Annotated in this window: 18 protein-coding genes; 13 read left to right on the forward strand and 5 right to left on the reverse strand. The window is 61.4% G+C overall.

The window, feature by feature from the left end:
• Positions 1 to 2 precede the first annotated feature (2 nt).
• Genes AC13RM_RS21870 through AC13RM_RS21895 form a run of 6 tightly spaced genes read left to right on the forward strand, consistent with a single transcriptional unit; the run spans position 3 to position 6,039 of the window.
• A complete protein-coding gene (locus AC13RM_RS21870) occupies positions 3 to 854 on the forward strand; it encodes an enoyl-CoA hydratase family protein (protein ID WP_374816303.1) in 852 nt (283 codons plus the stop codon).
• A 4-nt stretch (positions 855 to 858) separates the two neighbouring features.
• The gene (locus AC13RM_RS21875) at positions 859 to 2,040 is read left to right on the forward strand and encodes an acyl-CoA dehydrogenase family protein (RefSeq protein WP_374816305.1); all 1,182 of its coding nucleotides are present in this window, start codon (positions 859 to 861) and stop codon (positions 2,038 to 2,040) included.
• Positions 2,041 to 2,055: 15 nt separating this feature from the next.
• Positions 2,056 to 3,237, forward strand: a complete 1,182-nt coding sequence (locus AC13RM_RS21880; RefSeq protein WP_374816307.1) for an acyl-CoA dehydrogenase — start codon at positions 2,056 to 2,058, stop codon at positions 3,235 to 3,237.
• A gap of 8 nt (positions 3,238 to 3,245) precedes the next feature.
• The gene (locus tag AC13RM_RS21885) at positions 3,246 to 3,677 is read left to right on the forward strand and encodes an acyl-CoA thioesterase (RefSeq protein WP_113231743.1); all 432 of its coding nucleotides are present in this window, start codon (positions 3,246 to 3,248) and stop codon (positions 3,675 to 3,677) included.
• Positions 3,655 to 4,050 (forward strand): RidA family protein, encoded by a 396-nt coding sequence (locus tag AC13RM_RS21890; protein ID WP_069611780.1) that lies wholly within the window; start codon positions 3,655 to 3,657, stop codon positions 4,048 to 4,050. The genes AC13RM_RS21885 and AC13RM_RS21890 overlap by 23 nt, the downstream gene beginning before the upstream one ends.
• A 21-nt stretch (positions 4,051 to 4,071) precedes the next feature.
• Positions 4,072 to 6,039 (forward strand): 3-hydroxyacyl-CoA dehydrogenase NAD-binding domain-containing protein, encoded by a 1,968-nt coding sequence (locus AC13RM_RS21895; RefSeq protein ID WP_488555541.1) that lies wholly within the window; start codon positions 4,072 to 4,074, stop codon positions 6,037 to 6,039.
• Positions 6,040 to 6,058: 19 nt separating this feature from the next.
• Here AC13RM_RS21895 and AC13RM_RS21900 read toward each other — a convergent pair whose 3' ends face one another.
• The 3 genes from AC13RM_RS21900 to AC13RM_RS21910 all read right to left on the reverse strand — a co-directional run bounded on the left by AC13RM_RS21900 (position 6,059) and on the right by AC13RM_RS21910 (position 9,148).
• On the reverse strand, positions 6,059 to 7,270 hold the full coding sequence (locus AC13RM_RS21900; RefSeq protein ID WP_285172864.1) for an adenylate/guanylate cyclase domain-containing protein: 1,212 nt from the start codon (positions 7,268 to 7,270) through the stop codon (positions 6,059 to 6,061).
• 155 nt (positions 7,271 to 7,425) lie between these two features.
• Positions 7,426 to 8,328 (reverse strand): SDR family oxidoreductase, encoded by a 903-nt coding sequence (locus tag AC13RM_RS21905; RefSeq protein WP_488555542.1) that lies wholly within the window; start codon positions 8,326 to 8,328, stop codon positions 7,426 to 7,428.
• 79 nt (positions 8,329 to 8,407) lie between these two features.
• On the reverse strand, positions 8,408 to 9,148 hold the full coding sequence (locus AC13RM_RS21910; RefSeq protein ID WP_488555543.1) for an SDR family oxidoreductase: 741 nt from the start codon (positions 9,146 to 9,148) through the stop codon (positions 8,408 to 8,410).
• A 123-nt stretch (positions 9,149 to 9,271) separates the two neighbouring features.
• Between AC13RM_RS21910 and AC13RM_RS21915 the strand changes: the two genes are divergently transcribed.
• From AC13RM_RS21915 to AC13RM_RS21925, 3 genes are all read left to right on the forward strand, one after another.
• Positions 9,272 to 10,183 (forward strand): LysR family transcriptional regulator, encoded by a 912-nt coding sequence (locus AC13RM_RS21915; RefSeq protein WP_488555544.1) that lies wholly within the window; start codon positions 9,272 to 9,274, stop codon positions 10,181 to 10,183.
• A gap of 137 nt (positions 10,184 to 10,320) precedes the next feature.
• Complete coding sequence (locus AC13RM_RS21920) at positions 10,321 to 11,667, forward strand: LLM class flavin-dependent oxidoreductase (protein WP_488555545.1); 1,347 nt, start codon at positions 10,321 to 10,323, stop codon at positions 11,665 to 11,667.
• 10 nt (positions 11,668 to 11,677) lie between these two features.
• Complete coding sequence (locus AC13RM_RS21925) at positions 11,678 to 12,220, forward strand: carboxymuconolactone decarboxylase family protein (protein ID WP_488555546.1); 543 nt, start codon at positions 11,678 to 11,680, stop codon at positions 12,218 to 12,220.
• A gap of 169 nt (positions 12,221 to 12,389) precedes the next feature.
• Here AC13RM_RS21925 and AC13RM_RS21930 read toward each other — a convergent pair whose 3' ends face one another.
• On the reverse strand, positions 12,390 to 12,818 hold the full coding sequence (locus AC13RM_RS21930; protein ID WP_285172870.1) for an OsmC family protein: 429 nt from the start codon (positions 12,816 to 12,818) through the stop codon (positions 12,390 to 12,392).
• Between the two features lie 211 nt (positions 12,819 to 13,029).
• Between AC13RM_RS21930 and AC13RM_RS21935 the strand changes: the two genes are divergently transcribed.
• From AC13RM_RS21935 to AC13RM_RS21950, 4 genes are all read left to right on the forward strand, one after another.
• Positions 13,030 to 14,295 carry a glycerate kinase type-2 family protein gene (locus tag AC13RM_RS21935; protein WP_374816323.1) on the forward strand — a complete coding sequence of 422 codons (1,266 nt, stop codon included), beginning with the start codon at positions 13,030 to 13,032 and terminating at the stop codon, positions 14,293 to 14,295.
• A 588-nt stretch (positions 14,296 to 14,883) separates the two neighbouring features.
• Positions 14,884 to 16,626, forward strand: coding sequence for a gamma-glutamyltransferase (gene ggt, locus AC13RM_RS21940; RefSeq protein WP_374816325.1), 1,743 nt, complete (start codon positions 14,884 to 14,886; stop codon positions 16,624 to 16,626).
• Positions 16,627 to 16,981: 355 nt separating this feature from the next.
• On the forward strand, positions 16,982 to 18,436 hold the full coding sequence (locus tag AC13RM_RS21945; RefSeq protein WP_440479357.1) for an MFS transporter: 1,455 nt from the start codon (positions 16,982 to 16,984) through the stop codon (positions 18,434 to 18,436).
• Positions 18,437 to 18,564: 128 nt separating this feature from the next.
• Positions 18,565 to 20,118 (forward strand): alpha/beta fold hydrolase, encoded by a 1,554-nt coding sequence (locus tag AC13RM_RS21950; protein WP_374816329.1) that lies wholly within the window; start codon positions 18,565 to 18,567, stop codon positions 20,116 to 20,118.
• Between the two features lie 233 nt (positions 20,119 to 20,351).
• Here the strand turns inward: AC13RM_RS21950 and AC13RM_RS21955 are convergent, their stop codons facing one another.
• On the reverse strand, positions 20,352 to 21,629 hold the full coding sequence (locus AC13RM_RS21955; RefSeq protein ID WP_488555547.1) for an L-fuconate dehydratase: 1,278 nt from the start codon (positions 21,627 to 21,629) through the stop codon (positions 20,352 to 20,354).
• Positions 21,630 to 21,637: the final 8 nt, after the last annotated feature.

A 21,637-nucleotide genomic window follows, 5' to 3' on the forward strand; every position in this document is an offset into this window, starting at 1 on the left:
GGATGAGCGATCGGGACATGACTATGAAGGGACATCTGAAGCCCTTCAAGGATTATAAGCCGGAGCACTTCCTTTGGGATGTCAGCGAAGACGGCCGCGTCGCCACCATCCGCCTCAACCGTCCTGAGCGTAAGAATCCGCTGACCTTCGACAGCTATGCCGAACTGCGCGATCTTTTCCGCGATCTCGTCTATGCATCGGATATCCGCGCCATCGTGCTGACCGGCGCCGGCGGCAATTTCTCCTCCGGCGGTGATGTCTTCGAGATCATCGAGCCGCTGACGCGCATGGCAATGCCCGAGCTTCTGGCCTTCACGCGCATGACCGGCGATCTCGTCAAGGCGATGCGCAAGTGCCCGCAGCCGATCATCTCGGCAGTGGACGGCATCTGCGCCGGCGCCGGTGCCATCCTTGCCATGGCCTCCGATCTGAGGCTCGCGACGCCCGAAGCCAAGACCGCCTTCCTGTTCACCCGCGTCGGTCTTGCCGGTGCGGATATGGGCGCATGCGGCATCCTTCCCCGCATCATCGGCCAGGGCCGCGCCGCCGAACTCCTCTTCACCGGCCGATCGATGACGGCAGCGGAAGGACAGACCTGGGGCTTCTATAATGGCCTGCACGCCGGCGCCGACCTCGAAAGCGAAGCAGTCAAGCTCGCCCGCTCGCTGGCCGACGGCCCATGGTTCGCGCACGGCATGACCAAGACCATGCTGAACCAGGAATGGGCGATGGGCATCGATGAAATGATCGAATCTGAAGCGCAGGCGCAGGCGATCTGCATGGCGACGCAGGATTTCCGCCGCGCCTTCGAGGCTTTCGCCGCCAAGCGCCGGCCGGAATTCCAGGGGGATTGAGGGGATGTCCGCGACAAACAGCCTCCCCGGCCCGACGCGCGATCATCTGGATTGGCCCTTCTTCGAGGAGCGCCATCATCGTTTTGCCGCCGAGGTCGATGCCTTCGTGAAATCCGGCGCGATGACGTCTATCGATCACGCCGATATCGATAGCGCTTGCCGAAAGCTGGTCAAGTCACTGGGCGAAGCCGGGCTTTTGACTGCTGCGACAGGCGCGTCCGACAGCGAGCCGCTGATCGATTCCCGCATGGTCTGCCTCGCCCGCGAAACGCTCGCCTGGCATGACGGCCTTGCCGATTTTGCCTTTGCCATGCAGGGGCTCGGCACCGGAGCCATCGGCCTCTCCGGTTCGCCCGAATTGCGTTCAGCCGTTCTGCCCAAGGTGCGCACGGGTGACTGGCTCGCCGCCTTCGCGCTATCGGAAAAGGATGCCGGCTCCGATGTCGCCGCCATGAGCTGCGCTGCCCGTCTCGATGGCGATCACTATGTGCTCGATGGCGAGAAGACCTGGATTTCCAATGGCGGCATTGCCGACGTCTACACCGTCTTCGCGCGCACCGGCGAAGCGCCGGGAACCCGCGGCATCTCGGCCTTCGTGGTCTTTGCCGACGATCCCGGCTTCTCGATTGCCGAGCGCATCGAAGTGATCGCGCCGCATCCGCTGGCGACGATCCGTTTTGATAATTGCCGCATTCCCGCTTCCCGCCGCCTCGGCGCAGCCGGCGAAGGCTTCAAGATCGCCATGCGCACGCTCGATATCTTCCGCGCCTCGGTCGCCGCTGCCGGCCTCGGCTTTGCTCGCCGCGCGCTCGATGAATCGCTTGCTCACGCACGCACGCGGCCCATGTTCGGCGCCGCCCTTGCCGACCTTCAGTTGACGCAGGCCGCCCTCGGCGATATGGCGACCGGCATCGACGCGGCGGCATTGCTCACCTACCGGGCAGCCTGGCGTCGTGACGTGCAGCGCTTGCCGACGACGCGCGAAGCCGCGATGGCCAAGATGACGGCGACGGAAACCGCCCAAAGCGTCATCGACCGTGCCGTCCAGCTCTTTGGTGGACGCGGCGTGAAATCGGGAGAGATAACGGAAAAACTCTATCGGGAGATCCGCGCGCTTCGCATCTATGAAGGTGCGACCGAAGTTCAGAAACTCATCGTCGCGCGCGAACTTCTGAAGAGCAATTAATGGGAGATTGAGAGCATGAGCCGCGAGATTTTCGACTGGGCCGACCCGTTCCGGCTGACAGAACAGCTGAGCGACGACGAACGCATGGTGCTGGATACTGCACATTCCTACGCGCAGGAAAAGCTCGCGCCCCGCGTCCTCGAAGCGTTCCGCCACGAAAAGACCGATCCGGCGATCTTCCGTGAAATGGGCGAGCTCGGCCTGCTCGGCCCGACGATATCCCCCGAATACGGCGGTGCCGGCCTTAGCTACGTCGCCTACGGCCTGATCGCCCGCGAAGTCGAACGCGTCGACAGTGGCTACCGCTCGATGATGAGCGTGCAGTCCTCGCTCGTCATGGTGCCGATCGAGACATTTGGCTCCGAAGCGCAGAAGCAGAAGTATCTGCCGAAGCTTGCATCAGGCGAATGGATCGGCTGTTTCGGCCTGACCGAGCCGAACCATGGCTCCGATCCCGGCTCGATGGTCACACGCGCGAAGAAGGTCGATGGCGGCTACAGCCTGACTGGCGCTAAGACCTGGATTTCGAATGCGCCGATCGCCGATGTCTTCGTCGTCTGGGCAAAAATCGAGGATGGGCTCATCCGCGGCTTCATCCTCGAAAAGGGCTGGAAGGGCCTGTCGGCGCCCGCCATCCACGGCAAGGTGGGCCTGCGCGCCTCCATAACCGGCGAAGTCGTCATGGATGATGTCTTCGTGCCGGAAGAAAACCTGATGCCGAACGTATCCGGCCTCAAGGGTCCGTTCACCTGCCTCAACTCCGCACGCTTCGGCATCGCCTGGGGTGCGCTCGGCGCGGCGGAAGATTGCTACGCCAAGGCACGCCAGTACGTTCTCGACCGCAAGCAGTTCGGCCGTCCCCTTGCTGCCAACCAGCTGATCCAGAAGAAGCTTGCCGACATGGTGACCGAGATCACGCTCGGCCTGCAGGGCTGCCTGCGCCTCGGCCGCATGAAGGAAGAAGGCCATCCGCCTGTCGAGTTGACTTCCATCCTCAAGCGCAACAGCTGTGGCAAGGCGCTGGATATCGCCCGCGCTGCCCGCGACATGCTGGGTGGTAACGGCATCTCCGATGAGTTCGGCATCGCGCGCCATCTCGTCAACCTCGAAGTGGTCAACACCTATGAGGGCACGCACGACATCCACGCCCTCATCCTCGGCCGCGCCATCACCGGCATCGCCGCCTTTTCGAACTGAGGCCGGCCGTGGCGTTCAGAACCATCAGACCCCTGCGCTTTGGAGATTGCGATCCATCAGGCATCGCCTATTTCCCATCCTATCTAAACATCCTCGTCGGGGTGCTGGAAGACTATTTCGCTTCGATCGGCTTCTCCTGGCGAAAACTGATCGACGACCGCCGCATCGGTGTCCCCACGGTGCGGCTCGATCTGACCTTCATCAAGCCGGGCCTGCAGGGTGACGATCTCGAATTCCTGCTGTCGGTCCATGGTGTCGGCCGCTCCTCGCTCGATCTGCAACATCAGGTCTCGGCGAATGGCCATGTGCTGTGGACGGCCAAACATCGCGTCGTCGCCACCTCGCTCGATACGCACACATCCCTTGAATGGCCGGAGGATATCCGCGCCGCGCTGACCTCTCATCTGGAGACGACCGATGCACACCATCCTGCAACCTGAGGGCTGGGCCAAGCCGATCGGCTATGCCAATGGCATGGCGGCGACGGGCCGCATGGTGTTCGTCGGCGGCCAAGTCGGCTGGAATGCCGCCTGCGAATTCGAAAGCGACGATTTCGTCGAGCAGGTACGCCAGACGCTGAAGAATGTCGTCGCCATTCTTGCAGAAGGCGGCGCCGAACCGAAGCATATCACGTCCATGACCTGGTATTTCACCGACAAGCAGGAGTATCTCGGTAACCTTAAGGGCATCGGCCAGGCCTACCGCGAGATCATCGGCCGGCACTTCCCGGCCATGGCTGCCGTGCAGGTCGTCGCGCTCGTCGAGGATCGCGCCAAGATCGAGATCCAGGCGACAGCCGTCATTCCGGAATAATATCGCACGGAGTAGCAGCTCATGTCGGCACTGCGCTTTTCGGACACTATTTCGGCGGCACTGATCGACGGAATCCTCGTCGTCACCGTAGACAATGCCCCCGTCAACGCTCTTTCCGCCGATGTGAGGAGCGGTCTGATGGCCGCGCTCGAGCATGCCGAGAAAGATGGTGCAGTCGCCGGCGTCGTGCTGACCGGAGCGGGCAACAGTTTCATCGGCGGCGCCGATATCAAGGAATTCGGCAAGCCGCCGGTCCAGCCGCATCTACCTGATGTCATCTCCCGCATCGAATCCTCTCCGAAACCCGTTGTCGCAGCAATCAACGGTGTCGCGCTGGGCGGCGGGCTCGAAGTGGCGTTCGCCTGCCATCGTCGCCTTGCCGCGCCGACCGCGAAGCTCGGCCTTCCCGAAGTTAAGCTCGGCATCGTACCCGGCGCCGGCGGCACGCAGCGCCTGCCGCGTCTAACAGGCATCGCCGCCGCCATCGATATGATCGCCAATGCACACATCGTATCGGCGGCCGAAGCCCTCAAGCTCGGCATTGTCGATGGTATGGCCAAGGGCGAACTGATCGCCGAAGCTATCGCCGACACCAAGACGGCCAACGCCGCTGCGCTGCGCCGCACGGGATCGCTGACGGTTCCTCCAGAAGCTGCAGATGCAATCGACAAGGCGGCATCGGACGCATTGCGCAAGGCACGCGGCCAGCGTGCACCTACCGAAGCTATCCGCCTCGTGCGCCTGGCGGCGACCGTCTCTTTATCAGAAGGACTGGCCGAGGAACGCCGCACATTTATTGCCCTTCGTGACAGCGAAGAGGCCGCAGCGTTGCGTCATGTCTTCTTCGCGGAACGTGCCGCGGGCAAGATCGAGCGACTGGAGGCCGTTGCCCCACGCAAAATCGAAACCATCGGCATTGTCGGCACCGGCCTGATGGGCTCGGGCATTGCCGTCTCGGCTCTCAATGGCGGCTTTCGCGTGATCGGAGTCGAGCAGAATGCCGACGCGGCTGACAAAGGGCGCGAGCGTATCGCCGGCCTCCTCGATAAGGCCGTGCAGTCCGGTCGCCTCGATGCGGCGGGGCGAGAAGATCGCTTAGGCCGGCTGACCGTCACCGCCAATATGCAGCAGCTGGTGCAGGCCGATCTCGTCATCGAAGCTGTCTTCGACGATCTCACCGTTAAGACCGAGCTGTTCCAGCGCCTCGATACGATCGTTCGCGCCGACGCGGTTCTTGCCACCAATACGAGCTATCTCGACCCCGACGTAATCGCCGCCGCAACGCAACGACCAGAGCGCGTCGTCGGCCTGCACTTCTTCTCGCCCGCCAATGTCATGCGGCTCCTGGAAGTGGTGAAGTGCAAGAACACGGCGCCGGATGCGCTGGCGACGGCCCTTGCCCTTGCAAAACGGCTCGGCAAGTTGCCTGTCGTATCGGGGGTCACCGAAGGCTTCATCGGCAACCGCATCTTTTCCGCCTATCGCCGCGAAGCGGAATACATGGTTGAGGACGGCGCCTCGCCGCTGGAGATCGACGCGGCACTGGAGGCCTATGGCTTTCCGATGGGACCTTTTGCCGTGTTCGACATGGCGGGGCTGGAAATCGCCTGGGCACGCCGCAAGCGGCAGGCTGCGACACGCGATCCGGCTGAGCGCTACGTCGTCATCGCCGACCGGCTCTGCGAAGCCGGCCGTTTCGGCCAGAAGACCGGCCGCGGCTGGTATGCCTATCCCAACGGCAAACGGACTGTTGATCCCGAGGTAACGGCCGTGATCGAAGCCGCGCGCGCTGAAAAAGGCATTGTACCAAGGAGCTTCACCGCGGAAGAGATCGTCAGCCGCCTGCTGAAAGCCATGGCCATCGAAGGCGAGGCGCTGCTTGCGGAAAGCATCGCCGCCCGCGCCAGTGATATCGATCTCGTAATGATCAATGGCTATGGCTTCCCGGCAAGCAAGGGCGGCCCGATGTTTGCGGCCGGCCGCCGCTGAAAGCGGTCACGCAGAGGGGTCAGGCCGCCGAAGACAGCAGCGTGAACAATTCCTGCGGCCGCTTGACGCCGCGCAACGCGTAGCGGCCGACGGAAACGAGATCGTTGCTTTGCTGACCCGATAGCGCCTCGATGAAATTCGACGACATCAGGATGTTGCGGTCGGCCGACCGGCACATCGAAGCGATGCGGCTGACTTCGTTGACGGCCGGGCCGATGACGGTGAAATCCAGCCGGTCCATACTGCCGATATTGCCGTAGAAGACATCGCCGATATGCAGACCGAGATAGACGTCCGTTACGGGGCGGCCTTCGATCTGCCGCTGCGAGTTGAGGTCGCGCAACCGCTGGCGCAGCAGCGATTCCGCCATCAGGGCAGCGGCGCAGGCATCGGCGGAATTGCGAGCCTTGAAGATTGCCAGCGTGCCATCGCCGATGAGCTTCAGCACGTTGCCGCCCGCCTCGTGGATCGAGGAGATGACCGCATCGGCATAGGCATTCAGCATCGGTATGATTTCATCCGGCTCGGCCGTATCCGAGATGCGCGTGTAATTGGCGAGATCGGAAAACCAGAGGGCTGCCGAAATCCGCTCGGTCTTGCCTCGGGTAATCTTGCCTTCGAGCACATGCCGCGCTGCGTCCTCGCCGAGATAGACTTCGGCGATAGTGCGGGCGATGCGGCTCATGCCGGTGCATTTGATCGCCAAAGCCAGCGCCGGCGTCAGCTTGCGCAGCACGCGCAGATCTTCCTCCGGAAAGCCGACCTCATGTGCGGTGGCAAAGTTGGAATAGAAGCAATCCATCTCGCCGATCGTGCCGCCCTCTTCGAAACGGTGGATCATGGCGATGTAGTCGGTGTGACCATCGGCTAGCAGCGTATCGAGCCCGTAGAAATCGGTCGGGTCGCCGAAGCCGATACGCCGGCGCACCTCGTCTCCACCCGTCATCAGCATGTGATAGAAGGCGGAACGCTGCCAGTTTTCAGAGGCAATCCCCTGTTGCGTCGGGCCATATTCGAACTCGCGCTCGATGATCTGATTGCCGTCCCAGCGGAAGGCGCGGCCCTCATAGACCGGATGCAGCGTATCCATCAGCGCCATGGCCCGATCGATGTTGAGACCATGCTGACGGCACTGCTCGCAGAAACCCGAGAGGATATCGACTTCCGTCATCCCCTTGAGACCGGCCTGCATGAGCCAGCTGGCAATTTCGCCAATGTCCTTCGCGTCCATGGATATCTCCCGACCCTCTGAAGGAATCGCTTTAGTACGAAACTCCAAGGCTTGGAATGCTGTACAACGCAAAATAGCCCTGATGCACGCAACAGATCGCCGCTTCTGTGGCACAGAAGCGGCGATTTGACACGCTCAAAGGATGATCGCTGGCCTTAGGCCTTTGCATGCGGCTTCAGCAGGTCTTCCAGGCCGATGCGCCGGAAAAGCTCTGCCCGAACCCGATCGGCAACACCGTTGACGATCTCAGCACCATCCTCTGAAGGATCTATATGGGTACGGAACGGCCGCGAACCAAACGGCATGTCGATAATATCCACGATTGCCGTCGCCACCGAAGCGGCATCGGCATCCGCCGGCTCCAGCGACGCAAGCCCCTTCAGCGCCTGATCGGGAACGCCGGCATAGGGGCCGTCATCATATTCGGCGGCGCGAGCCTTGTCGGCTGGGGAACCGGAATGAGCGAAGTGGTTGGTGCCCTTCGTGAAGGCACCCGGCACGATGATAGCGGTTTCGATGCCCCAGCGTGTCAGTTCGGATGCATAGGACACGGCAAGCGAGTCCATGGCGGCCTTGGCTGCGAAATAAGGCGAGAGGTACGGCGGCGTACCGCCGCGCGTGCTCGACGAGGAGACCCAGACGACCAGTCCCTTTCCTTGCCTGCGCATGTAGGGCAGCACGGCGCGATTGACGCGCTGGGTGCTGAGCACGTTGATATCGTACAACTCGGCGAACTGCGCAGGCGTGAAGGCCTCTGCCGGGCCGAAGGACATATGGCCGGCATTATGGATGATGGTATCGATGTGGCCCTGCTCGGCGATGACGGCGGCAATGCCGGCGTCGACGGAAGCATCCGAGGCAACATCGAGTTCGACGGTTCTGAGATCGACGCTGTTTTCTTTGGCGAAAGCCGCTGCTGCCTCGACCTGCGCTGCATTGCGTCCTTTGGTTTCGCGGATTCCTGCATAGACTGTATGGCCTGCCTTGGCGAGCGCGCGTGCCGTCAGAGCGCCGAAGCCGCTCGATGCGCCAGTGATTACGATGACTTGCTTGCTCATGATCCTGTTCCTTCAGAGGATTGGCTGTTGTTGACGATGAAGTGGAGGACGGCAGGCATTGCGCTGCCGCCTAATTGGCTCAGATCATGCCGCCATTGGCGCGCAGCGTCTGGCCGTTGATCCAGCCGCCATCCGGACCGACGAGGAAGGAGACGGCAGCAGCGATATCCTGCGGCGTGCCCAGGCGCTCCAGCGGGTTCATCTTGGCCATGCGGTTGATGAGCTCGTCGCTCTTGCCATTCAGGAAGAGATCGGTGGCCGTCGGGCCGGGCGCGATCGCATTGACCGTGATCGAGCGGCCGCGCAGTTCCTTCGCCATGATGCCGGTCAGAAGCTCGACGCCGGCCTTGGTTGCGGCATAGACGCCGTAGGTTTCGAGCTTCAGGCCGACGATGCTGGTCGAGAAATTGACGATACGGCCGCCGTCACGCAGGCGTTTGCCGGCTTCGCGCAACGTGTTGAACGTGCCCTTGAGGTTGATGGCGATGTGGCGGTCGAAATGCGCGTCATCGGCCTCGGCAATCTTGGCAAGCTGCATGATGCCGGCATTGTTGACGAGGACATCGACACCGCCGAAGGCAGCTTCGGCTGCGTCGAACATGCGGCGCACGGCTTCGACATCGGAAACATCGGCCTTCGTGGTCAGCGCCTTGCCACCCTTTTCCTCGATCTTGCGGGCGAGTTCCTCGGCGGCGGCTTCGCTGCCGGAATAGTTGATGACGACGGTGAAGCCGTCTTCGGCCAGACGCTCGGCGATCGCGGCGCCGATGCCGCGGGATGCGCCGGTGACGATCGCTACTTTATTGGAATTGCTACTCATTTTCCTCATCCTTCGTTGCTTTTGCGCCGTAGCGCGTTTCGATGAGGAGAAGATGCCTCTTTTCATGAGGCGGATAATCAGGCAATAATCGGCATCACTATCCGAAATTTGCGAACAAATAATATGGACAGATTCGATGCCATGCGCGTGTTTTGCCGGGTCGTGGAACGGCGCAGCTTCACACTAGCGGCTGAGGATTCAGGCCTGCCGCGCTCGACGGTGACGGATGCCATTAAGCAGATCGAGACCCGCCTTGGCGTGCGCCTGCTGCAGCGCACGACGCGGCATGTCAGCCCGACGCTCGACGGCGAAGCCTATTACCAGCGCTGCCTGCGCATCCTCTCCGATATCGAAGATGCGGAAGGCGCCTTTGCGGGTGCAAAGCCCAAGGGGGTACTCCGTGTCGATGTGCACGGCACCCTCGCCCGGCACTTCGTCCTGCCGAACCTGCCCTCTTTCCTCGAAACCTATCCCGATATCGAACTGCAGATCACCGAAGGCGACCGGTTCGTCGATCTCATCCGCGAGGGGATAGACTGCGTGCTGCGTGTCGGTACGCTGCAGGATAGTGACATGATCGGCCGCCGCGTCGCGATGCTGGAAGAGGTGACACTTGCGGCACCCGCCTATGTCGAACGTTTCGGCATGCCCGCCCATCCGGAGAAGCTCGACGGCCACCGCATGGTTGGCTTCCGCTCCTCCGCAACGGGCGGATTGCTGCCGCTGGAATTCCAGATCGATGGCGCCGTGCGCGAAATCACCCTGCCGGCCACCATCTCCGTCAACGCGGCCGAGAGCTATTTCGCCGCGGCCAAGCTCGGCCTCGGCATGATCCAGGTTCCGAGCTATCACGCAGAGGAAGCCATGCGATCGGGGGAGCTGCTGCATGTCCTTGAGGACTATCCACCGACCCGAACGCCCGTCTCGATGCTCTATCCGCGCAGCCGCCAGCTTTCGCCACGGGTCCGCGTCTTCATAGATTGGCTTGTGAAGGTTTTTGCCGGGCAGAACAGCCCCGAAGCCGAGGACGGATGAATATTCCGCGAAAGCGATCAAATAAATGAAATCGGCTCTTTGAATGCGCGGCCGGCACGCCTACGTCGTAGTGCATTATCCTGTGGGCGCCGCCGTTACGACGTCATGATAGCCCAGTGATTTTCGAGAGAGAGCCCATGACCGAACAGAAGCAATTGAAGCTGGGCGCCTTCATGCGTCCCGTCAGCCTGCATACCGGTGCCTGGCGTTATCCCGGCGCCTATCCGGACGCCAACTTCAATTTTCAGCACATCAAAAGCTTCGCGCAGGAGCTGGAAAAGGCGAAATTCGACGCCTTCTTCATGGCTGATCACCTGGCGGTCCTCAACATGCCGATCGAGGCTTTGAAGCGCAGCCAGACGGTGACGTCTTTCGAGCCCTTCACCCTGCTTTCGGCGCTCGCCGCCGTGACTGACAGGATCGGCCTCGTCGCCACTGCCTCCACCACCTTTGATCTGCCCTATCACATCGCCCGCCGCTTCGCCTCCCTCGATCACATCAGCGGCGGCCGCGCCGGCTGGAACATCGTCACCACATCCAATCCCGATGCCGCGCTGAACTTCGGCCTCGAAGAGCACATGGAGCATGGCGAGCGCTACCATCGCGCCCGCGAATTCTATGATGTCGTCACCGGCCTCTGGGACAGCTTCGCCGACGACGCCTTCCTCCGCGATCCCGAAAGCGGCATCTTCTTCGATCCCGAGCGGATGCATGTCCTCGGGCATAAGGGCGAGGAATTGAGCGTCCGCGGGCCTCTTAACATCGCGCGGCCGCCGCAGGGCTGGCCCGTCATCGTGCAAGCCGGACAATCCGACGCCGGCCGTCAGCTTGCCGCCGAAACGGCCGAAGCCGTCTTTGCAGCGCCCCGCAACCTCGCCGACGGCAAGTCAATCTTTGCCGATATCAAAGGACGGATGAAGGCCATCGGCCGCAATCCGGATCATCTGAAGATCCTGCCCGCCGCCTTCATCGTCGTCGGCGACACGATCGAGGAAGCAAAGGCGAAGCGGGCAAAGCTAGACAGCCTCGTTCATTACGACAGTGCCATTGCATCCCTGTCGATCGCGCTGGGACATGATGCCTCCAAGTTCGATCCAGACGGCCCGCTGCCGGAGATTCCGGAAACCAACGCGAGCAAGAGCGGCCGCGAGCGCGTCATCGCGCTTGCCGAAACCGAAAAGCTCACCGTGCGCCAGTTGGCTCAGCGCCTCGGTGGCTACGCCGGCCTTGCCTTCGTCGGCACGCCTGAGAGCATCGCCGATGAAATGGAGCAATGGCTGCACGAGGAAGGCTCGGACGGTTTCAACGTCGTCTTCCCCTTCCTGCCCCAGGGCCTGCTTGACGTGACCACCCGCGTCGTTCCAGAGCTTCAGCGCCGCGGCATCTTCCGTCGCGACTACGAAGGCACGACATTGCGCGAACACCTCGGCCTGCCACGGCCGGAAAACCGCTTCTTCAAGGCTGCCGCTGAAGCCGCGCAGTAAGAGAGATGACATGAGCCATATCACGCCGATCGATTACGAGACTGCTTCCGAGGCCGTGCGCGCCGAGCATGATCGCGAAATACAATTGCGTGGCCGCATGACGAATATGAAGCGGACATTGCTGCATTCGCCGGTCGCGCATCGTATCTATGCGGAATGGTTTCCCCTGCGCGAGGAATTGCGTCCCGCGCTGGACGATCGCGCCGTCTGGCTGCTCTGCCATGCCATTGCGATCGAATGCCGCTCGATCATCCCGGTCGGCTTCTTCCGGCGCGCTCTTATCAATGCCGGCCTGACGCTGGAAACGATCATACCGAGCGAAGACGAGGCGCTGCTGATCGAATTCGGCAAGGGGATCGTCAGGGATTCCAACGCCATTCCCGAAGAGATTTGGGCACGGTTGAAAGCGCGCTATGACGAGCCGACGCTTGCCAACCTCGTGGCTTTCGCGGGAATCATGATCGCAACCGCGATCTACAACAATGCCGTGAAGGTGGATATCGACCCGGAGCTCGGGCCTTATCTTGAAGGGTTTGAGTTTCCGGCGAAGTGACGAAATTGCCCCTCACCCTAACCCTCTCCCCGCACGCGGGGAGAGGGAATGACCTCTGTATCCTCGCCCAACTCAGCGCGAGAGAGGAAACGGCGATGGCGCGGCCATCCCTTCTTCCCGTCAAAACGGGGAGAAGGTGCCCGACAGGGCGGATGAGGGGCTTTAGCGACTATCCCGAAATCGTCGTCTCGAACTGCGGATTGCCGCGGATCGTGTTGCTCACGGTGCAGATTTCATCTTCGGCCGCATGCGCGATCGCGTTGCGCACCTCATCACTGAAATCGCCCTTGATCGTGAAGGCGATGTTGAATTTCTCCACGCGGGACAGGCCTTCGGTCGCCTTTTCGCCCGTCACGACGGCTGTGACCTCGGTGAGCTTGTCCAGCACGCCGAGGCTGCTGGCTGCCATGCGGGCGCTCAAGACCAGGCAGGCCGAGAGCGACGAATAGAGCAGATCGAGCGGATTGAAACCCGGCTGCGACGGCGAAGTCACGATGTCGATTTCGCCACCCGTCACCGAGGTCACATGCGGAAAACCGGTGCGGCCGACCGTAGCGGTCGCGCCCGTCTGCCTCGTCTTCACTTTCAGTTCGGCCATGTCGAAAATCCTTGAAATAAAAGCGGGAAACCCTTTCCTTCTACATAGGGATTCATCGCGCGGGACACAATTGCAGTTCGTGGCACTTGCGTCTTCCAGCCAGTTAAGCCACCAAATGGTTACAGGCTCTGAGAAGCAATTTCAGGAAAAATGCGCAGCGGTTTTCCGTCCGGAATTGCGTATAAACGCTCTAGCAAACAGGCAGTTCGACATGACCGTTACCGATCCCCGTACCTTCTTGACCTCGCTGTTCGATGCCGCCGTTCGCGCAGCCGATCCGTTGACCGGCATTCGCACGCATCTGCCGGCCAAACCAAAGGGTCGCACGATCGTCGTCGGCGCCGGTAAGGGATCTGCCCAGATGGCGGCCGCGCTGGAGCAATGCTGGGACGGCCCGCTGGAAGGCCTTGTCGTGACGCGATACGGTTTTTCAGCCCCCTGCCGCCGGATCGAGATCATCGAAGCCGCCCATCCCGTGCCGGACGAAGCAGGCCTCGTCGCTTCCCGCCGGCTTCTGAAACTTGTCGAGGGCCTGACGGAGGACGATCTGGTGATCGCGCTGATATCAGGCGGTGGCTCGGCGCTGCTTCCCTCGCCAGCGGACGGCCTGAGCCTTGCGGACGAAATCGCGGTCAACAAGGCACTGCTCGCCTCCGGCGCGCCGATCTCGGCGATGAATGTCATTCGCAAGCATCTGTCGACCATCAAGGGTGGCCGACTCGCGGCAGCAGCCCATCCCGCCAAGGTTGTCTCGCTCGTCGTCTCGGACATTCCCGGCGACGACCCTGCGCTGGTGGCCTCCGGCCCAACCGTGCCCGGCGCCGGCACGCGCGCGTATGCGCTCGACCTCATCCGCCTCTACCAGATCGAACTGCCACCGGCCGTTCTCGCCCATATCGAGAAGGCGGATGCGGACGCGCCGCGCCCGGACGATCCTCGTTTTACCGGCAATGAAGTCCATGTCATCGCCTCTGCCGGCGTCTCGCTGGAAGCTGCTGCTGAGGTGGCGCGTGCCGTCGGCATCGAAGCGGCCATCCTCTCCGACGCCATCGAAGGCGAGGCCCGCGAAGCTGCGCATGTCCACGCCGCCATCGCCCGCGAAGTGCTTCACCGCAACAGGCCTTTCGCCAAGCCGATCGTACTGCTGTCAGGCGGCGAAACGACTGTAACGCTGAAAGGCAAGGGCAAGGGCGGACGGAACTCGGAATTCCTGCTGTCGCTCGCCATCGATATCGACGCCCACTCCGGCATTCACGCCATGGCCGCTGATACCGATGGCATTGACGGCAGCGAGGACAATGCCGGCGCCTTTGCCGATGCGGCTACGGTGGCGCGTCTGCGCCAGGCTGGACTAGTGCCGGCCGAGATGCTGGCAAACAATGACGCGTGGACAGCTTTCAATGCCATCGGCGATCTCTTCGTCCCCGGCCCCACAGGAACGAACGTCAACGACTTCCGTGCCATCCTGATCGTGTAACCACCGGAACGGGTGTCTTAGACAATTGCGGTGCAATCGTCACAGCGCCAATAGGCGGCTGCAGTCGATGTCCATCGGAAGAAGTGCCGGCTGCAATGGTCGCACTCGATTTCCACGACGTGTGTCCTCTCGCCAACGATGAATGGCCTGGTCTTACTCCTGCGCTCGCTCTTCCATTGCTCGAGCTTCGTCACGGCCATAATTACCCTCCACGCAATACTCGCCTCGACAAGCAACAATCTAAAATAGGCTCAACTAATAAAAGAAATATTGCAAGTGCGAAGCGATTTTCCGCGCGAAAGGAGGACCAAAATTATCCGTAGTAGTGCATGAAAGACATAGTGCGCCGGCTTCCGGCCGCGGCGGGATCGCTCCATTAGAGCCGGATGATTTTAGGTCGGGTCGACCTAAAATCTGAATCCGCTCTACAATCAAAGAAATAGAGCGTGATGTCGTCCGAAAACCGCATACACTTTTCGGCATCACGCTCTAAAAAATTGTGACAGCGGATATCGCCATTTTCGCGCGCGACGCCATGTCATTCGTTGGCGATTTTCCATCAAGATAACAATGGGAGGCATATTCATCATGCGCCACTTCCGCCAGCGGGCGATTTCGTCGATAACCCTGGTCACATTTGCTCTCTTTTCCGTCACCGCCAGAGCTGCCGCGCCGCCACCGGTCGAGGCGGAGCATGGCATGGTGGTCACCGCTCAACACCTCGCCACCGATGTCGGCGTCGAAGTGCTGAAGAATGGCGGCAATGCCGTCGATGCTGCGGTTGCGGTCGGCTATGCACTGGCCGTGGTCTACCCGACCGCCGGCAATATCGGCGGCGGTGGCTTCATGACCATCCGCATGCGCGACGGCAAGACGACCTTCCTCGATTTTCGCGAACGCGCACCCTTGGCGGCGACCAAAGGCATGTATCTCGACGACAAGGGCAATATCGTCAAAGGCGCCAGCACCGATGGCTATCTCGCCGTCGGCGTCCCCGGCTCGGTCATGGGCTTCGAGACAGCCCGCGAGAAATACGGCACCAAGTCCCGCCAGGATCTGATTGCGCCGGCCATTCGTTATGCCAAGGAAGGCTTCACGCTGAACCAGGCCGATGCTGCCGAACTGAATGAGGGCAAGGCGTGGCTGTCGCGCGACCCGGCCACCGCCGCGATCTTCACCAAGTCCGACGGCAAGCCCTTCGCAACAGGCGACAAGCTGGTCCAGCCGGATCTCGCCAATGCCCTATCCGGCATTTCCGATCAGGGGCCGGATGGCTTTTACAAGGGGCCGGTCGCCAACGCCATCGTCAAGGCAAGCCAGGACAAGGGCGGCATTCTCGCAAACCAGGATTTCGAACAATATAAGGTCCGCGAGCTCGAGCCCGTGAAGTGCAACTATCGCGGCTATGAGATCATTTCCTCGCCGCCGCCCTCCTCCGGCGGCGTCATCATCTGCGAAATCCTCAATGTGCTGGAAGGCTACCCGCTCTCCTATACCGGTTACGCCTCGGCCGACACGGTCCATTATATGGTCGAAGCCATGCGCTATGCCTATGTCGACCGCAACTCGGCACTCGGCGATCCCGACTTCGTCGACAACCCCGTCAGCAAGCTGCTGGATAAAGCCTATGCCCAGAAGATCCGCGACGGCATCTCGCCCTATAAGGCTGGCATCTCCAAGGACCTGATGCCGAAAGGCCTCGGCGAAAGCCACGAAACAACGCATTATTCGATCATCGACAATGACGGCAATGCTGTCGCCGTCACCTATACGCTGAACGGCTCCTTCGGCGCCGGCGTCGTTGCACCCGGCACAGGCATCCTCTTGAACAACGAGATGGACGACTTCACCTCCAAGCCCGGCGTGCCCAACCTTTATGGCCTGGTGCAGGGCGAGGCCAATGCCATCCAGCCGAAGAAGACGCCACTCTCCTCCATGAGCCCGACGATAGTCACCAAGGACGGCAAGCCCTTCATGGTGATCGGCAGCCCCGGCGGCTCGCGCATTATCACCATCACGCTGGAAGCAATCATCAACGTCATCGATTTCGGCATGAACATTCAGGAGGCGATCGATGCTCCGCGCATTCATCACCAATGGCTACCGGACAAGGTCTACATGGAGCCGCGTGCGCTTTCGCCCGATACGATCAAGCTTCTGACCGGCATGGGCTACACGGTTCAGGTCGACAATAGCTGGCCGATCTGGGGTCAGGCCGCTGGCATCCTTGTCGGCGGCAAGAGCCTCAGCGACATCGCCAAGGGCGGTGGCGCCCGCTACAACGGCGCCGTAGACAGTCGCGCCGGCTCGGGACTTGCCGAAGGCTACTGATCACCTCGGTGCCTGCTGAAAACGACGACTCGGACCGGTGCCACCACCAATTGGCACCGGTCTTTCTGCCTATGGCATCCGGCCAAACGAGCACATTATCTTACGCGAAAAAACCAAGCGTGAGCATTTCGACGCGATATCGCGCCTATCCATTCACCTCACGTTCATTTGATGCCGTTTGTCCCTGCATGTGCGTCATTTTTTTCATCCCATGAATGGGATTTGCGATTTCTGATATAGCAATCGCGTGCAAGCAGGAGTATACAAACCGCCGTTCAAATAGGCCTTCGCGCCATGACCAGACTTGCGGTTCTGTCTTCGGACCCCACCGCACCATCGAGAGCGATCCCCGACAATGTCGGATCAGATATTCCAGGCCGCCCCCGTCCGGCGGGCCGCACCGAATTTTCGTGTAGTAGCACTTATCGTAGCAAGTGCGATGTTCATGGAACAGCTCGACGCGACCGTGCTCGCAACAGCCCTTCCGACCATGGCGAGAGACTTCGGCGTCAGCGCGCCGGCCATGAGTATCTCGCTGACTTCATACCTTCTCAGCCTGGCGATCTTCATTCCCGCCAGCGGCGCCATCGCCGACCGCTTCGGGTCACGCACAGTCTTCCGCTCCGCCATCGCGGTCTTTGTTGTCGGCTCGCTTCTCTGCGCGCAGGCGCCGAACCTGTTCTTCCTCGTGATCGCGCGTCTCCTTCAGGGTCTCGGCGGCGCTATGATGCTGCCCGTCGGCCGTCTGGTGCTGATGCGCAGCGTCGCCCGCAAGGACATGGTCAACGCCATGTCCTGGCTGTTGATCCCGGCGCTGGTCGGCCCCATTCTCGGCCCACCGGTCGGCGGTTTGTTCGTCACCTATCTCGACTGGCGCTGGATTTTCTATATCAATGTGCCGATCGGTATCATCGGCTTCATCCTGGTGACCATGTTCATCGAGGAAGTAAAAGGCCCGCGCACCGGCCGTTTCGATCTCTCCGGCTTTATCCTCTCGGGCATTTCGCTGGGATCGCTGCTCTTCGGCTTCGAAATGTCGAGCCGCGAGGGCGAAGGCTATCTCGCTGTCTTCCTCATCTCCGTCGGCCTGCTCTTCGGCATCGCCTATCTACGCCATGCCCGCAAGCATCCCTCGCCGATCATGGATTTCTCCTTGATGAAGGTGCCGACCTTTCGCACTTCGGTCATCGCCGGTTCGCTGACGCGCATCAGTCAGGGCGCCCATCCCTTCCTGATCCCGCTGATGCTGCAGCTCGGTTTCGGCCTTTCGGCGGCCGCCGCCGGCCAGATCGCCATCGCGACCGCGCTCGGCTCCATGGCCATGAAGCCGCTGCAGGTCCGCATCCTTCGGACGCTCGGCTTCCGCACGGCGTTGATCGTCTTCGGCCTGATCGGCACGCTCGGCTATGGCATGTGCGCGCTTTTCAAGCCGGATTGGCCGCTGCCCGTCATCTTCGTGATCCTGTTCTTCTGCGGCTTCTTCATGTCGTTCCAGTTCACGGCCTACAACACGATCGCCTATGACGAGATCGAGCGCGACCGCATGAGCATTGCGACGAGCTTCTACTCGACCTTCCAACAGCTGATGCTGTCCCTCGGCATCTGCGTCGCCGCCTTGGCCCTGCATGGTTCGATGCAGTTCCGCGGAGAGACAAAGGCCAAGATGATCGACTTCTCCGTCGCCTTCATCGTTGTGACAGCCATTGCGCTGCTTGCGGTGATCTGGAACGCCAGCTTCTCGCGGACCGCCGGTTCGGAAATCAGCGGCCACCGCCGCAGATCGCCGGAAGACAGCCTTGGCGAGCACTGATGCTCGCCTCCCGCCCACTCCTGCAATAGCGACTTTTGTGAACAGTGCCTTCACGAGCAGCACATTGCATTGAACAATGACCTCGACCTAAATAGCGACCAGAACGAAGTAACAGTCTGGAGCATCCCATGGTCGCCGGCATCCATCACATCACGCTGATCACGCGCAAGGTCCAGGCGAATGTCGATTTCTACGTCGGCTTCCTCGGCCTGCGCCTCGTCAAGCGCACCGGCGGCTTCGAGGACGCCACGCAGCTTCATCTCCTCTATGGCGACGCCAAGGGCTCTCCCGGCTCGCTGATTACCTTTCTGGTTTGGGAGGATGGTTCTCCCGGCCGCGCCGGCGTCGGCCAGATCGGCGAAATCTCGCTCGCCATCGATCCGGCAAGCATCGGTTTCTGGCTGACGCGCGCCCTGAGCGCCGGCCTCAAACCGGAAGGCCCATCGGAGGAATTCGGCGAGCCGGTCCTGAGGCTGAAGGATCCTGATGGCGTCATCGTCAAGCTCGTCGGGACCAATGCCCTCCAAGCAACGGCGCCGTGGACGAGCGATGCCATTCCGCAGGAGCATGCGATCCGCCGCATCCGCGGCGCAACGCTGTTCACCGAAACGCCCGAGGAGACGCAGGCTATTTTGGTCGACCATTTCGACTACCGGCCGTTTACTACCAGCGGGGCGATCAGCCGGCTTGTCTCGGAGCCTGGCGATATCCTCGACATCCGAGATGCCCGCGGCTTCTGGGCGAGCGCCCCGGGTACGGGTACGGTCGATCATGTCGCCTTTCGCGCCGCCGATGATGCGGAATTGCAGTCGGTCCACAGCGCACTGCAGGCGATCAATTCTGGCCCGACGACGATGCATGACCGCAAATATTTCCGCTCGCTCTATGTCCGCGAACCTGGCCAGATCCTGTTCGAACTCGCGACGGATGCGCCTGGCATGTTGATCGACGAGGATGAAGCAGCACTTGGCACGCGCCTCTTCGCTCCCGGCGACAGTCCGAAGCTTTTGGCAAAGCTGAACGTGATCCTGCCGCAGTTCTCCATGCCCGGAGAGCCGCGCGTCATCTATCGTGACCTGCCCTTCATCCATCGCTTCTTCACGCCCGATGAGCCGAACGGCAATGTCTTCATTCTGCTGCACGGTTCCGGCGCCAACGAAACGACGATGCTGCCGCTTGGTCACGAGATCGATCCCAATGCGACCTTGCTCACCGTGCGCGGCCGGGCGCTTGAAGAAGGTGCGCCACGCTGGTTCCGTCGCAACGGGCCGATGAGCTTCGATCAGGCCGACATCGCCAGCGAGGCCGAAGCCCTTGCTGCCTTCATCGACGGCGCGGTCCATGCCTATAGGCTCGATCCGGACCGCATCGTCTATATTGGCTACTCGAACGGCGCCAACATGCTGAACGCCATGCTGTCGCTATACCCGCATCTGATCCGCCGCGCAGTGCTGCTGCGCTCCATGACCGTACTCGAAAATCCGCCAGCGGCTGATATGTCGGATGCCGATGTGCTGGTGGTCGCAGGCGAGAAGGATTTGTATGGCCCCTATGCCCAACCGCTGACCGAACGCCTGCGCGCTGGCGGCGCAAAGGTCGAACTTGCGACCGTTCCCGGCGGTCATGAGTTTGACGATGCCGACGTGCCGGTCGTTCAGGAGTGGTTGGACAAGAACATGTAAGGCGGATCTTCCAAGCATGAACGACAGGAGCCAGCCAAATGGCATGGTGCAACCGCATGTGAGGCGAGATCATTGTGGCACAATCCCTTCTCCCCTCGGGGAGAAGGTGCCGATAGGCGGATGAGGGGAAGGTGCCAGGAACACGAAAGCTCGGGAATTCAAAGCAACACACCCCCTCATCCGACCCTTCGGGCCACCTTCTCCCCGAGGGGAGAAGGAAATTACGGCTGCACTCACCCCTTGAACGTATATTCCGCGATCGATTCCGGCTTCATCTCGATCGAGAAGCCCGGCAGGCTCGGCGGCATATAGGCCGCGTCGCGGATGATGCAGGGGTCGATGAAATGCTCGTGCAGGTGATCGACATATTCGATGACGCGGCCGTCCTTGGTGCCGGATACGGCGATATAATCGATCATCGACAGGTGCTGCACATATTCGCAAAGCCCGACGCCGCCGGCATGCGGCCAGACCGGCAATCCATACTTGGCAGCGATCAGCAGCACCGCCAGCACTTCATTGAGGCCGCCCATGCGGCAGGAATCGATCTGCACGATGTCGATCGCACCCTCGGCGATGAACTGCTTGAACATGATGCGGTTCTGACACATCTCGCCCGTCGCGACCTTCACCGGGCCGATGGCCTGGCGGATCTTGCGGTGTCCGGCAACATCGTCAGGGCTTGTGGGTTCTTCGATGAAGAAGGGTTTGGCGAAGGCGAGCTTCTTCACCCAGTCGATCGCCTGATTGACCTCCCAAACCTGATTGGCGTCGATCATCAGATAGCGGTCCGGACCGATCACTTCGCGGGCGATGGTCAGGCGGCGAATATCGTCCTCGAGATCACGGCCGACCTTCATCTTCACATGGTTGAAGCCGGCATCGATCGCCTCCTGGCACAGGCGGCGCAGCTTAGCATCGTCGTAACCGAGCCAGCCGGCCGAGGTCGTGTAGCAGGCATAGCCCTCGCGCTCGAGCGTGGCGATGCGGTCGGCCTTGCCGGCCTCCGCCTTCTTCAGGATGGCGACGGCGTCGTCGCGGGTCAGCACATCGGTCAGGTAACGATAGTCTACGATATCGGCGATCTGCTCGGCGTCCATCTCAGCCACCAGCCGCCAGACCGGCTTGCCGGCTTCCTTGGCCAGCAGATCCCAGACAGCGTTGACGACGGCGCCGGTTGCCAGATGCATCGCGCCCTTCTCCGGGCCGATCCAGCGTAGCTGGCTGTCGCTGGTCAGATGCCGCCAGTATTTGCCTGGGTTTTCCAGAACCGTCGCAAGCTCCGTTCCCACGACCAGATGCCGCATCGCCTCGATCGCCATGCAGCAAATGTCATTGCCGCGGCCGATGGTGAAGGTCAGGCCATGGCCGGCAAGGCCCGGCTTATCGGTCTCGAGGATGACATAGGCTGCCGAATAGTCCGGATCCGGATTCATCGCATCCGAACCGTCGAGGCTCTGCGATGTCGGGAAGCGCAAATCGAAAACGCGAAGATTGGTGATGCGCGTCATTGGAAAAC

Source organism: Martinezella sp. CNPSo 3732, from assembly GCF_057784515.1.

Bases quoted from the DNA above. Each gene is read 5' to 3' on its own strand.
- AC13RM_RS21870 (WP_374816303.1), top strand. From the start codon at position 3: ATGAGCGATCGGGACATGACTATGAAGGGACATCTGAAGCCCTTCAAG.
- AC13RM_RS21875 (WP_374816305.1), top strand. From the start codon at position 859: ATGTCCGCGACAAACAGCCTCCCCGGCCCGACGCGCGATCATCTGGAT.
- AC13RM_RS21880 (WP_374816307.1), top strand. From the start codon at position 2,056: ATGAGCCGCGAGATTTTCGACTGGGCCGACCCGTTCCGGCTGACAGAA.
- AC13RM_RS21890 (WP_069611780.1), top strand. From the start codon at position 3,655: ATGCACACCATCCTGCAACCTGAGGGCTGGGCCAAGCCGATCGGCTAT.
- AC13RM_RS21895 (WP_488555541.1), top strand. From the start codon at position 4,072: ATGTCGGCACTGCGCTTTTCGGACACTATTTCGGCGGCACTGATCGAC.
- AC13RM_RS21900 (WP_285172864.1), bottom strand. From the start codon at position 7,270: ATGGACGCGAAGGACATTGGCGAAATTGCCAGCTGGCTCATGCAGGCC.
- AC13RM_RS21905 (WP_488555542.1), bottom strand. From the start codon at position 8,328: ATGAGCAAGCAAGTCATCGTAATCACTGGCGCATCGAGCGGCTTCGGC.
- AC13RM_RS21910 (WP_488555543.1), bottom strand. From the start codon at position 9,148: ATGAGTAGCAATTCCAATAAAGTAGCGATCGTCACCGGCGCATCCCGC.
- AC13RM_RS21915 (WP_488555544.1), top strand. From the start codon at position 9,272: ATGGACAGATTCGATGCCATGCGCGTGTTTTGCCGGGTCGTGGAACGG.
- AC13RM_RS21920 (WP_488555545.1), top strand. From the start codon at position 10,321: ATGACCGAACAGAAGCAATTGAAGCTGGGCGCCTTCATGCGTCCCGTC.
- AC13RM_RS21925 (WP_488555546.1), top strand. From the start codon at position 11,678: ATGAGCCATATCACGCCGATCGATTACGAGACTGCTTCCGAGGCCGTG.
- AC13RM_RS21930 (WP_285172870.1), bottom strand. From the start codon at position 12,818: ATGGCCGAACTGAAAGTGAAGACGAGGCAGACGGGCGCGACCGCTACG.
- AC13RM_RS21935 (WP_374816323.1), top strand. From the start codon at position 13,030: ATGACCGTTACCGATCCCCGTACCTTCTTGACCTCGCTGTTCGATGCC.
- ggt (WP_374816325.1), top strand. From the start codon at position 14,884: ATGCGCCACTTCCGCCAGCGGGCGATTTCGTCGATAACCCTGGTCACA.
- AC13RM_RS21945 (WP_440479357.1), top strand. From the start codon at position 16,982: ATGTCGGATCAGATATTCCAGGCCGCCCCCGTCCGGCGGGCCGCACCG.
- AC13RM_RS21950 (WP_374816329.1), top strand. From the start codon at position 18,565: ATGGTCGCCGGCATCCATCACATCACGCTGATCACGCGCAAGGTCCAG.
- AC13RM_RS21955 (WP_488555547.1), bottom strand. From the start codon at position 21,629: ATGACGCGCATCACCAATCTTCGCGTTTTCGATTTGCGCTTCCCGACA.